The sequence below is a fragment of the Citrobacter sp. RHB36-C18 genome, assembly GCF_013814485.1.
GTDB lineage: Bacteria > Pseudomonadota > Gammaproteobacteria > Enterobacterales > Enterobacteriaceae > Citrobacter > Citrobacter braakii.
Genome location: NZ_CP057125.1, coordinates 2,383,056 through 2,395,360, shown reverse-complemented (window position 1 = coordinate 2,395,360; position 12,305 = coordinate 2,383,056). Strand labels below are relative to the sequence as shown.

Annotated in this window: 12 protein-coding genes; 7 read left to right on the top strand and 5 right to left on the bottom strand. The window is 50.5% G+C overall.

Going from position 1 to position 12,305, the window contains the following annotated elements:
- The first annotated feature begins 234 nt into the window (after window positions 1-234).
- Window positions 235-900, top strand: coding sequence for a MarC family NAAT transporter (locus HVZ52_RS11370; RefSeq protein WP_016153073.1), 666 nt, complete (start codon window positions 235-237; stop codon window positions 898-900).
- Between the two features lie 35 nt (window positions 901-935).
- Here HVZ52_RS11370 and HVZ52_RS11365 read toward each other — a convergent pair whose 3' ends face one another.
- Both HVZ52_RS11365 and HVZ52_RS11360 read right to left on the bottom strand, forming a co-directional pair.
- Window positions 936-2,132, bottom strand: coding sequence for a sugar transporter (locus HVZ52_RS11365; RefSeq protein ID WP_016156486.1), 1,197 nt, complete (start codon window positions 2,130-2,132; stop codon window positions 936-938).
- Window positions 2,133-2,353: 221 nt separating this feature from the next.
- On the bottom strand, window positions 2,354-3,229 hold the full coding sequence (locus HVZ52_RS11360) for a LysR family transcriptional regulator (protein WP_016153075.1): 876 nt from the start codon (window positions 3,227-3,229) through the stop codon (window positions 2,354-2,356).
- Between the two features lie 102 nt (window positions 3,230-3,331).
- Between HVZ52_RS11360 and sad the strand changes: the two genes are divergently transcribed.
- From sad to HVZ52_RS11330, 6 genes are all read left to right on the top strand, one after another.
- On the top strand, window positions 3,332-4,720 hold the full coding sequence (gene sad, locus HVZ52_RS11355; protein ID WP_046276382.1) for a succinate-semialdehyde dehydrogenase: 1,389 nt from the start codon (window positions 3,332-3,334) through the stop codon (window positions 4,718-4,720).
- A gap of 175 nt (window positions 4,721-4,895) precedes the next feature.
- Entirely contained in the window at window positions 4,896-5,822 is a 927-nt protein-coding gene (glsB, locus tag HVZ52_RS11350; RefSeq protein ID WP_016153077.1) for a glutaminase B, read from the top strand.
- A complete protein-coding gene (locus tag HVZ52_RS11345; RefSeq protein ID WP_181599254.1) occupies window positions 5,822-6,181 on the top strand; it encodes a DUF4186 domain-containing protein in 360 nt (119 codons plus the stop codon). The genes glsB and HVZ52_RS11345 overlap by 1 nt, the downstream gene beginning before the upstream one ends.
- 81 nt (window positions 6,182-6,262) lie before the next feature.
- Entirely contained in the window at window positions 6,263-6,790 is a 528-nt protein-coding gene (locus tag HVZ52_RS11340; protein ID WP_181599253.1) for a GNAT family N-acetyltransferase, read from the top strand.
- 106 nt (window positions 6,791-6,896) lie between these two features.
- The gene (locus tag HVZ52_RS11335) at window positions 6,897-8,348 is read left to right on the top strand and encodes a tagaturonate reductase (protein WP_181599252.1); all 1,452 of its coding nucleotides are present in this window, start codon (window positions 6,897-6,899) and stop codon (window positions 8,346-8,348) included.
- 208 nt (window positions 8,349-8,556) lie between these two features.
- A complete protein-coding gene (locus HVZ52_RS11330; protein WP_016153081.1) occupies window positions 8,557-9,471 on the top strand; it encodes a bestrophin family protein in 915 nt (304 codons plus the stop codon).
- On the opposite strand, the gene HVZ52_RS11325 is transcribed toward HVZ52_RS11330, so the two are convergent.
- The 3 genes from HVZ52_RS11325 to HVZ52_RS11315 all read right to left on the bottom strand — a co-directional run bounded on the left by HVZ52_RS11325 (window position 9,468) and on the right by HVZ52_RS11315 (window position 12,220).
- On the bottom strand, window positions 9,468-9,845 hold the full coding sequence (locus HVZ52_RS11325) for a GFA family protein (RefSeq protein WP_047500428.1): 378 nt from the start codon (window positions 9,843-9,845) through the stop codon (window positions 9,468-9,470). The genes HVZ52_RS11330 and HVZ52_RS11325 overlap by 4 nt on opposite strands.
- A gap of 131 nt (window positions 9,846-9,976) precedes the next feature.
- Window positions 9,977-10,735, bottom strand: a complete 759-nt coding sequence (gene tam / locus HVZ52_RS11320; protein ID WP_181599251.1) for a trans-aconitate 2-methyltransferase — start codon at window positions 10,733-10,735, stop codon at window positions 9,977-9,979.
- A 768-nt stretch (window positions 10,736-11,503) separates the two neighbouring features.
- The gene (locus tag HVZ52_RS11315; protein ID WP_016153084.1) at window positions 11,504-12,220 is read right to left on the bottom strand and encodes a YebC/PmpR family DNA-binding transcriptional regulator; all 717 of its coding nucleotides are present in this window, start codon (window positions 12,218-12,220) and stop codon (window positions 11,504-11,506) included.
- Between the last annotated feature and the right edge of the window lie 85 nt (window positions 12,221-12,305).

Sequence of the window (12,305 nt, the reverse complement as noted above, 5' to 3'; positions counted from 1 at the left end):
AGTCACGGCTGATATTATTGCTTAGGCAAATATAAGTCAAATGAATGGGTCAGCAAATGCCACGTTTTGCTAAATCATCAGACTCAATTTCTGGCGAGTGGAATTTTAACGGTTTGAAAATTATGGCTTATACGTGCGGATGAAAAATGAATCCTTACACCGCGAAAATGGCTTATCTCCCGGATTTCACCGTATACTTGCCGTTGACGATTAACGCACAGGAAAGATGACATTATGATGGACTTGTTTAAAGCAATAGGACTGGGGCTGGTAGTCCTGTTACCGTTGGCAAACCCGTTAACCACCGTGGCGTTGTTCCTCGGCCTTGCCGGCAACATGAACAGCGCAGAGCGTAACCGTCAGTCACTCATGGCGTCCGTTTACGTGTTTGCCATCATGATGGTGGCGTATTATGCCGGACAACTGGTGATGAATACCTTCGGGATTTCGATTCCCGGGTTACGTATCGCGGGTGGGTTAATCGTTGCGTTTATCGGCTTTCGAATGTTGTTTCCACAGCAGAAGGCACATGACTCTCCGGAAGCGAGAAGCAAATCAGAAGAACTGGAAGATGAACCGACTGCCAATATTGCATTTGTTCCGCTGGCCATGCCAAGCACCGCGGGTCCGGGTACGATTGCAATGATCATCAGCTCGGCATCCACCGTGCGTCATGGGGCTGAGTTTCCGGACTGGGTGATAATGGTCGCACCGCCGATTATTTTTGCGGTGGTCGGGGTTATCCTGTGGGGCTGTTTGCGCAGTTCTGGCGGAATTATGCGCCTGGTCGGTAAAGGTGGTATTGAGGCGATCTCCCGACTGATGGGCTTCCTGCTGGTATGTATGGGCGTGCAGTTTATTATTAACGGCGTGCTGGAAATCATTAAAACTTACGCTTAAAACAACGTGCCCGGTATTGTCTACCGGGCACGCTTTTATGAATGCTGAGGCTGCTCTTCCAGTGATACTGGCCATTTACGGAAGATAATCACCGACCATATGAACGCCACAATCGCAGGCACTGCACCTACGTAACCAATCGTAGACATTGACCAGTGCAGACTCACCTGATTTCCCACCAGCGCGCCAGCGCCTATCCCAATATTAAAGATACCTGAGAAAAGGGCCATTGCGACGTCGGTGGCATCTGGGGCCAGCGCCAGCACTTTCACCTGCATACCCAGGCCTATCAACATAATGGCGATGCCCCAGAATATACTCAGGACGGCCAGATGCATTTCGCTGTCCGCTGCGGGCAGTAACAGCACCAGGCACACCGTCAGCAGGGCAATGGCGCTACTAATCAATACGGAAGCATGTTGATTACCCAGCTTGCCAAAAATGACGCTACCGACAATCCCCGCGCCACCCAGAACCAGCAGCAGGACTGTGGCAAAGTTTGCGCTCAGCCCGGCGACGGTCTGTACAAACGGTTCGATGTAGCTGTAGGCCGTGTAATGCGCGGTGACCACAATCACCGTCAGCAGATACAGGCTCATCAATGCCGGACGGCGGAATAAAACCGGCAGGCTTTTTAATGAACCGGAATGCTCACTGGGTAATTTTGGCAGGAGCTTAATCAAGCAAAGTAGGGTGACTAACGCCCCCATACCGATGGCGAAGAAGGTGGTACGCCAGCCAAAATACTGGCCAACGATGCGCCCGATAGGCAGGCCCAGCACCATCGCCAGCGCGGTGCCGGTCGCAATCAGGCTGAGAGCCTGCGCGCGTTTCCCGGCAGGAGCCAGGCGAATCGCCAGAGATGCGGTGATCGACCAGAAAATAGCGTGGGCAAAAGCAATACCGATACGACTGATTACCAGCACGGTAAAATTCCATGCCAGGAAAGAGAGAACGTGGCTGGCGATAAAAACGACAAACAGGCAGATCAGAAGTTTGCGGCGTTCTACCTGGCTGGTAAGCAGCATGAAAGGCAGCGACATCAGGGCGACAACCCAGGCGTAGATCGTCAGCATGATCCCGACCTGAGCGGTCTGCATATTAAAACTTTGTGCGATGTCGGATAACAAACCGACAGGGACAAACTCAGTGGTATTGAAAATAAAACCGGCAATGGCAAGCGTAACTACCCGAAGCCACGCGACCTTGCGGGAAACAGTGTCTGTTGTCATATCAATTAGGTGGATTAGCTGCGAAAAGGTAAGGCCACGATCTTAAAACTTTTGCTGGCTAAAATACAATCATTTCGTGATGCAGATCTCATTTCATTGACTGGGTGGCAAAATTGACTGCCGAACATTTCGCGTAATTTTAACTGTTTCATTATTAATGAAATTCCGGGCGTGAGAATTCACCCGGAACGCTATTTATGGCGTTGTTTGAGAATCGCGAATTATTCCGTGCTTTTCGACAACTGAGGGTTCAATACCTCAATAAACGCTTCCAGTTGCCTCGTCATTGCCCCTCTGCGCCAGACCAGCCACGTATTCAGCCAGCGCCAGTTTTCGCTTAGCGGCCAGGCGTGGACCTGATGGTGTCCTGGCATGCTCTCCAGCATCGAACGCGGGATCAGCGCGATACCCGCACCGGCAATGACGCAAGCCAGCATGCCGTGATACGACTCCATTTCATGAATGGTGCCAGGCATTGCGCGATCGGCATGAAACCAGCTTTCAAAATGGCGACGATAGGAACAGTTGGCGCGAAAGGCGTAAATGCTGCAACCGTTAACGTCGCTGGCCCGCTGGATAGGGGGATGACCGTGCGGAGTGACTATCATCATCTCTTCACGGTAGACCGGCATTCCTTCAAGACCTGGATGAGTAATTGGGCCGTCGACAAAGGCGGCGTTCAGCGTCCCGTCGAGCACGCCGTCCAGCATCGTGCCTGAAGGACCTGTCGCCAGCGCAAACTGAATTTTGGGGTAACGCTGATTATATTCAGCCAGCGTGGCGGGGATCCGCACAGCGGCAGTACTCTCGAGCGAGCCAAGAGAGAACAACCCCTGCGGTTCATCGCCGGCGACGACCATTCTCGCCTCGTCAACCAGGGCGAGGATCCGCTGGCTGTAGCGTAAAAAATTGTGCCCGGACGGGGAAAGCCGCAAACGCTGATTTTCACGAATAAACAGATCGACGCCAAGGTCGGCTTCAAGCTGGCGAATACGGGTGGTGAGATTGGATGGCACGCGATGCACCTTCGCGGCGGCCTGCGTAATACTGCCTGTCTCCGCGACGGCGTTGAACATTTCCAGTTGCGTCAGATCCATAATGTTCTCTGTTCGTGAATGGTGTGGTTAATATTATTCATTTTTCAGAAAGAGTAAATATGCGCATGATATGACCATACCCTGCGATAAAGAGAGGCACTTATGACTATCACAGCAGCAACACATGCGATTTCCGTTAACCCTACCAACGGTGAAAGGTTGGCGGCAATGCCGTGGGCCAGTACTGAAGAGATTGCACATGCGCTGAGCCTTGCCGCGAATGGCTACAGTGAATGGAAACACACTGCCGTTGAGCACCGTGCGCAAACGCTGCGTCATATCGGGCAGGCTCTGCGTCATCGCGCCGAAGAGATGGCGCAGTGTATCTCACGTGAAATGGGGAAACCCATCAAGCAGGCGCGTGGTGAAGTTGCCAAATCAGCCGCATTGTGTGACTGGTACGCCGAACATGGACCGGCGATGCTCAACCCGGAACCTACGCTGGTGGAGAACAACCAGGCGGTGATTGAGTATCGCCCCGTTGGAACTATTCTGGCGATCATGCCGTGGAACTTCCCGCTCTGGCAGGTACTTCGCGGCGCCATTCCAATTCTGCTGGCCGGAAATGGCTATCTGTTAAAGCATGCGCCAAACGTAACCGGCTGTGCTGCGATTATCGCGCAGGTTTTTGCTGATGCGGGCGTTCCCGCGGGTGTTTATGGTTGGGTGAATGCCGATAACGCCGGGGTAAGTCAGATGATCAATGACCCGCGTATCGCGGCGGTAACGGTGACGGGCAGCGTTCGAGCCGGTGCGGCGATTGGTGCTCAGGCGGGTGCGGCGCTGAAAAAATGCGTGCTTGAACTGGGGGGTTCCGATCCGTTTATTGTTCTTAATGATGCTGACCTCGATCTGGCCGTTAAGGCGGCGGTCGCCGGTCGTTATCAGAATACCGGGCAGGTTTGTGCGGCAGCAAAGCGCTTTATTATCGAAGAAGGAATTGCGGCAGAATTTACGGCTCGTTTTGTGGCGGCCGCGAGCGCGCTCAAAATGGGCGACCCGCTGAACGAAGAAAACGATCTGGGTCCGATGGCAAGATTTGATCTGCGCGATGAGCTGCATCAGCAGGTCGAAGCCTCCCTTGCCGAAGGCGCGCGGTTACTTCTCGGCGGGGAAAAAATCGCGGGTCAGGGCAATTACTATGCCGTGACGGTTCTGGGGGATGTCACCCCGGAGATGACGGCTTTTCGTCAGGAGCTGTTTGGCCCGGTTGCAGCGATTACCGTTGCAAAGAATGCGGAACATGCTTTAGCGCTGGCTAATGACAGTGATTTCGGCTTATCAGCCACGGTGTTCACCGCGGATGAAGCTCTGGCGCAGAAGATGGCGTCACGCCTGGAGTGTGGGGGGGTATTTATCAATGGTTACAGCGCCAGCGATGCCCGCGTTGCATTTGGCGGCGTGAAGAAAAGTGGTTTTGGCCGCGAGCTTTCACACTTTGGTCTGCATGAGTTTTGTAATGTACAGACCGTCTGGAAAAACCGCCTCTGATGGTTTGGGTGCCTCCGACGGGGGCACCGGCCTTAATTCTGCAATGTTTCTGTCTACGGCATGAATCTCACCCGCTCATGCAGACCGTGGGCAGATTCCGCCTTCCGGCCTGACGCTGCGTATTCAGCTCTGTTATACTCGCAGGCCTTTCATACCTGCGAGCAAGGAGCATGTTGTGGCCAGGGCCATGGACAATTCAATTTTAGAGACCATTGTGCAGCAGGTTCGTCCGCTGATTGGTCAGGGTAAAGTCGCTGATTACATTCCTGCCTTAGCTTCTGTCGACGGTTCAAAACTGGGTATCGCTATTTGCACCGTCGATGGACAGCACTATCAGGCGGGGGATGCGCAAGAGCGCTTTTCTATTCAGTCAATTTCAAAGGTGCTCAGTCTGGTCGTGGCGATGCGTCACTATCAGGAAGATGAGATCTGGCAACGTGTCGGCAAGGATCCTTCCGGTCACCCTTTTAACTCCCTGGTGCAGTTGGAAATGGAGCAAGGGATCCCACGCAATCCCTTTATCAACGCCGGGGCGCTGGTGGTTTGCGATATGCTGCAAGGACGTCTGAGCGCACCGCGTCAACGGATGCTGGAAGTGGTACGGGCGCTAAGCGGCGTTTCGGATATCGCCTATGATGCGACGGTGGCGCGTTCTGAGTTTGAGCACTCGGCGCGTAACGCGGCTATTGCCTGGCTAATGAAGTCCTTTGGCAATTTTCACCACGACGTGACCACCGTTTTGCAAAATTACTTTCACTACTGCGCACTGAAAATGAGCTGTGTGGAGCTGGCGCGCACGTTCGTCTTTCTGGCAAATCAGGGACATGCTTTTCATCTTGCTGAGCCCGTGGTGACGCCTATGCAGGCCCGGCAGATCAACGCGCTGATGGCGACCAGTGGCATGTATCAGAACGCAGGGGAATTTGCCTGGCGAGTGGGCTTACCGGCGAAATCTGGTGTGGGGGGCGGTATCGTGGCTATCGTGCCTCACGAGATGGCGATTGCCGTCTGGAGTCCGGAACTGGATGCGGCGGGAAATTCGCTGGCGGGTATCGCCGTGCTGGAGCAATTAACGCAACAACTGGGGCGCTCGGTTTACTGATGAACACGCTCGATCCTCTTTTTGCCCGGCTGGCGAAATCAACGTTTCGCTCGCGGTTTCGCCTTGGTCAGAAAGAAAGGCAGTATTGTCTGGATAAAGGCGCGCCGGTTATCGAACAACACGCCACGGATTTTATTGCCAAACGGCTGGCGCCCGCGTTTCCTGCCAATGACGGTAAGCAGACACCTATGCGCGGGCATCCGGTATTTATCGCTCAACATGCCACGGCGACCTGTTGTCGGGGATGTCTGGCGAAATGGCATGATATCCCTCAGGGTATGGCGTTAAACGATGAACAGCAGCGTTACGTTGTCACGGTTATCTATCACTGGCTAGTGATCCAGATGAACAAGCCATAGATAACATAATCCTATGATATGACTCCTTGTGTTGTGCAATTGTTAAAAGCAGTATGAAGGGGTCATTCTAAGGAGAAAAAAATGGCTTCCTGTAAACCCTGCTTTGTGCTGAGCGCGGCCCAGATTCTGTCGAGAATCGATGAATTCAGCGACATCCTTGAAACATGCGTCAATGATGGCGCCTCTGTCAGCTTTATGCTCCCTTTTAGTGGTGATAAATCACGGCCTTTCTGGATAAGTGTCGCGCAAAGCGTTGACCGTGGAGAAAGGATTGTTCTGGGTACGCAGAACGCACAGGGGATGCTTGTCGGTTCCGTCCAGCTCATTATCGATCAACCCGAAAACCAACCTCATCGTGCTGATGTCGCCAAGCTGCTGGTTCACCCCTCAGCGCGGCGCGGTGGTGTTGCCCGGACGTTGATGAACGAACTCGAAAACTACGCGCGTCAGCAAGGGAAAACGCTGCTGGTGCTTGATACAGCGACGGGGAGTGACGCTGAGTTGTTCTACCACAATTGTGGATGGCAAAAAGTAGGGGTGGTACCGGACTATGCAAAAATGCCTGACGGGAAGCTGACCGGGACCACACTTTTCTACAAAACTCTCTAATTTGTCGCCGGGGATTGATCAAAACAGGGTTTCAATGTATTAAAGTTTGCTAACCTATTGGACCAATTCAATCAGGTTGTATGACTAATTAAAAAGGGAACCCATTGTGCAAACACTAAATCGTCGCGATTTCCCCGGTGCTCAGTATCCTGAACGCATTATTCAGTTTGGTGAAGGAAACTTCCTGCGCGCCTTTGTTGACTGGCAAGTCGATTTGCTGAACGAACATACCGATCTGAACGCGGGTGTAGTCATTGTTCGTCCTATCGAAAGTACCTTCCCGCCATCTCTGAGTACGCAGGATGGTCTCTATACCACCATCATTCGTGGTTTGAATGAGAAGGGCGAGGCCGTAAGCGATGCCCGTTTGATCCGTTCGGTTAACCGTGAAATCAGCGTCTATAGCGAATACGATGAGTTCCTGAAGCTGGCGCATAATCCAGATATGCGTTTTGTGTTCTCCAACACGACTGAAGCGGGCATCAGCTACCACGCGGGCGATAAGTTTGAGGATGCACCGGCGGTGAGTTATCCGGCTAAACTGACCCGACTGTTGTTCGAACGCTTCAGCCATTTTAATGGCGCGTCGGATAAAGGCTGGATTATCATTCCTTGCGAACTGATTGATTACAATGGTGATGCGCTGCGTGAACTGGTCCTGCGCTACGCTCAGGAGTGGGCGCTGCCGGAGGCATTTATTCAGTGGCTGGATCAGGCCAACGCATTTTGCTCCACGCTGGTGGACCGCATTGTTACCGGTTATCCGCGTGACGAAGTGGAGAAACTGGAAGCTGAGTTGGGCTATCACGATGCCTTCCTCGACACTGCAGAACACTTCTATCTGTTCGTTATTCAGGGACCGAAGTCATTAGCTGCAGAACTGCGTCTGGATAAATATCCGCTTAATGTCCTGATTGTTGATGACATCAAACCGTACAAAGAACGGAAAGTGGCGATTCTCAACGGCGCACACACCGCACTGGTTCCCGTTGCCTGGCAGGCAGGGCTGGACACCGTGGGGGAGGCGATGAATGACGCAGAGATTTGCGCCTTCGTTGAAAAAGCGATTTATGAAGAGATCATTCCGGTACTGGATTTACCCCGCGATGAGCTGGCGTCTTTCGCCAGCGCGGTGACCGGTCGATTCTGCAATCCGTACATCAAGCATCAGTTGCTGTCTATTGCCCTGAACGGCATGACTAAATTCCGTACCCGTATTTTGCCGCAGCTGCTGGCAGGGCAACAGACCAGCGGTAAACTGCCGGCGCGCCTGACGTTTGCGCTTGCCGCGCTGATTGCTTTCTATCGTGGAGAGCGTAACGGTGAGGCTTATCCGGTCCAGGATGATGCGCACTGGGTGGCACGTTTTCAACAGCTGTGGTCCCAGCATCATGACCGCCAGATAAGCACCGACGAGTTAGTCAAATCGGTACTGGGCGTTAAAGAACACTGGGAACAGGATCTGACTCAGGTTTCCGGACTCGTGGAGCAGGTTTCAGCCGATCTGGATACCATTCTGGCCAAAGGCATGCGTGAAGCCGTTAAGCCATTGTGCTAAGAAGACAACCCGGCTCAGGCCGGGTTTTTTATAGAACATTCATTAGTTACAACATACTATTGTTTATTAATAACTACACCGTTCTGTAACTCCGGTGCGCGGTGGTTCTGGCAGCACAAAAGTTGTTTAGTTAATGTTGCGATTAACTTGCAACATTGATCATGATCGCGTCTAATGTGATGGATTTCACATTTTCCCGAAGAAAACCATGATCGTTCGCCCCCAACAACACTGGCTACGCCTGATATTCGTTTGGCATGGGTCAGTATTATCCAAAATCTTTTCACGACTGCTGCTAAACTTCCTGCTCTCCATCGCAGTTATTATCATGCTTCCGTGGTATACGATGCTGGGAATCAAATTCACCCTGGCGCCATTCAGCATTCTCGGCGTGGCGATTGCAATCTTTTTAGGTTTTCGCAATAACGCCTGTTATTCACGTTACGTTGAGGCCCGACACCTGTGGGGGCAGTTGATGATTGCTTCCCGATCGCTACTGCGTGAGGTAAAAACCACCTTACCGGACGACGCCGAATTAGGGCAGTTTGTTCGTCTGCAAATCGCGTTTGCCCACTGTTTACGCATGACTTTACGTCGAAAGCCACAGGCAGAGCCGTTGGCGAAGTACCTCAGCGAGAAAGATCTGCAGACGGTATTTGCCTCACAATCTCCAGCAAACCGCATTTTGTTGTTGATGGGAGAGTGGTTGGCCGTGCGCAGGCGTAATGGTCAACTGTCAGACATATTATTTCATAGTTTAAACAATAGGTTAAACGATATGTCTGCGGTACTGGCTGGTTGTGAGCGGATTGCGAATACCCCGGTCCCGTTTGCTTATACTTTGATCCTTCATCGCACGGTATACCTGTTTTGTATCATGCTGCCATTCGCGTTAGTGGTGGATCTGCACTACATGACACCGTTTATCTCGGTGCTTATTTCCTATACTTTTATCTCGCTCGACACGCTTGCAGAAGAGCTTGAAGATCCGTTTGGCACAGAGAACAATGACCTGCCGCTGGATGCGATTTGCAATGCGATCGAAATCGATTTGCTGCAGATGAACGATGAAACAAATGTGCCAGCAAAACACATGCCTGATAAGCATTACCAACTAACTTAGTTACGTTCGTTTTGCCACCAGGCTGGCTGCATATCGGAAAACGAATGAAACTCTGGTGCCAGGTCTTCATCGTTAGGGTCATCAAAAGCCCCGGCTAAAAGTGCAATTACCGGGGCATCATCAATAGCGCCCACGGAACTGCCGCACTGAGGGCAAAAGGCTCGACAACTCGTTTCTGATGAGCGCCAGGTTGTCGGTTTTCCGGCTTTTCCCGTCCATTCCACATTTTTCGCATCAAACTCAATCCAGACGACGGTCGGTGCGCCCGTATGTTTCCGGCATATATCGCAGGAACAGGTGTGGGAATTATTAGGACTGCTGGCCGTGAAGCGGATCGAACCACAAAGACACCCACCAATGTAGACTTTAGACATAACAACTCCCGTCGGAAACACGTGGCAAGACACTAGCAGATGCCTCGCATTGTCACTAGATCCTTATGTTAAAAAGGCGAGGGCGCTCATAGGCGATCCTCTATTCCTGTGATCTATCTGATGATAAATGCTTAATTATTGCGGCGCGCAACAATAAACAATCGGGGAAATGCCAGTAAAATTTTGCCATTTTCCTGCAGTGGATATTGCTCCTGAAGTAGTTCGTGGTAGCGCGCCAGATACTGACGTTGCTCACTTTCTCTCAAATCCTGTAACCAGGGGCGCAGGCCTGTAGAACTTACCCAGTCGATAATTGCTTGATGAGAATCCATAATGTGATAATACGTGGTGCGCCAGATATCCACCTCACAGCCAGTTTCGGTCAAAATATCATAGTAGGCATGTACGCCAGGAAGTGGCGCACGGCCCCGGTCCGGGAACCCCTGTTCATAAGCTACTTCGCGCATCAGAACATGCGTGGGTTCCAGCCAGTTATCCGGCATTTGTACGGCCAGAACGCCGTTGAGACCCAGCAGCGATACCAGGTTAGGCAATAGTTCATAGTGATCGGGTACCCATTGTAAAGACGCATTTGCGTAAAGCAGATCCACAGGATGCTCGGGCTGGAACTGACTGATATCCGCTTCAATAAAATGGCATTGCGGTAATGCGTTGCGCGCTTCATTCAGCATGGCGGGTGAGGAATCAACCCCGGTTATTACAGCCGAAGGCCAGCGCTGATGCAGTAATGCCGTGCTGTTTCCCGGACCACAGCCAAGATCAACAACTGAACGAACACTCTCTAACGCCACTCTGTTGAGTAATTCCGCTGCGGGTCTTGAACGTTCAGTTTCATATTGCAGATAAAGCGAAGGGTTCCAGTCAGCCATGAATGAATTTCCAGTATGAGAGAAAAAGGCAGAAAGGACCGCATAAGTCCTTGCCGGTGAGCCATTTCATTTAGAAGATTATATGATAATGAAGGATAAGGGCAGAAATATGCCAGGAAGACAGATTGGCATGTCTGTGGTTCGCCAGCGTGAACTAAAGTTATCAGTTTTGATGTTCAGTGAGTGATGCGGCACAGGTCGAAAATGGTTAGCGCTGGTAACGGCATTTGAAAAGATGTTTGGCCATAATTATTGAGCAGCACAAGGATTACCATAAAGCATCAGATTCTACCTTACTTAACATCAGTGCGCATAATGTATATTATGTTAAATGCAATTTGGTATTTGATGAATGCTTAGTTCATACCCCTTAGCTGACGCCGTTCCATCAAATCCTTACCCTTCCCTTATCTGCTACGGTAAAAAGTTTTCGTCAGATGACCCCGAATGCAGATTCCTCTTTAGCCATTCTCAGTTTAGCGGTTCCGGTTGGTACACAGTGATGAAAAACGATAAGGTCAGAGCTGTTGTCGCCTTCGAGTCAGGAAGCCAGGAAGCGTTTTTTTTCATTCATGGAAAAGCTCCCCCTGCCAATCCTGACTGAAAACTGCTGGACATGACTGTCTGCCTTGAGCAAAAGCAGACAGTCACTTTGATTTTCTACCGTAAATTTTTTCTTTTTTTATAATCAATGTATCGGGCTAGATATTTTTGTAACAACTTTATAAGTTAAAGATCTGCCGCAATAACAGATTCCTTTATTTATAATTAGAGGTTTGCAACGTTGTGATAGACTTTTTGAACATCATCGTCATCTTCAAGGGCATCAACGAGTCCTGCAAAGATTTCTAAATCTTCTGGTGAAAGTTCAACTTCTGATTGAGCAATCATTTCTAATTCTGTTGTTGAGAATTCAGTAATCCCAGCGGCTTTCAGGGCTGCAATTCCTTTATGAAGGTCTGTAGATTCAGTATAAATAACGATGTTTCCCTCTTCTTCGGTTACATCGCGAACATCTACATCAGCATTAAGCAAAATTTCAAAAATATGGTCAGGATCTGTTCCTGCAAATACAATCACCCCGGTATTGTCAAACATATAGCTGACAGCACCTGCTGCTCCGATATTCCCGCCTTTTTTATTGAAAATTGAGCGGACATTAGCAATCGTACGGTTAACATTTGACGTCAATGTTTCAGCGATAATCAGTGAACCACTTGGACCAAAGCCTTCGTAACGCCCTTGCACGAACGTTTCATCGCTGCCGCCTTTGGCTTTATCAATTGCTTTATCAATAACGTGTTTAGGAACCTGTGCTTGTTTCGCACGTTCAATAACGAATTTTAAAGCTGAGTTTGATTCTGGGTCTGGTTCACCTTGTTTGGCAGCAGCATAGATTTCTACACCGAATTTTGCATATATATTAGACGTTGCACCGTCTTTAGCAGTTTTTTTAGCAACAATATTTGCCCATTTACGTCCCACTGGAATAGTCTCCTCAGAAATTCATTTACATTACATGCAGATTAATAACCTGCAAATTTTTCCGCGATATTATATCATGATATGT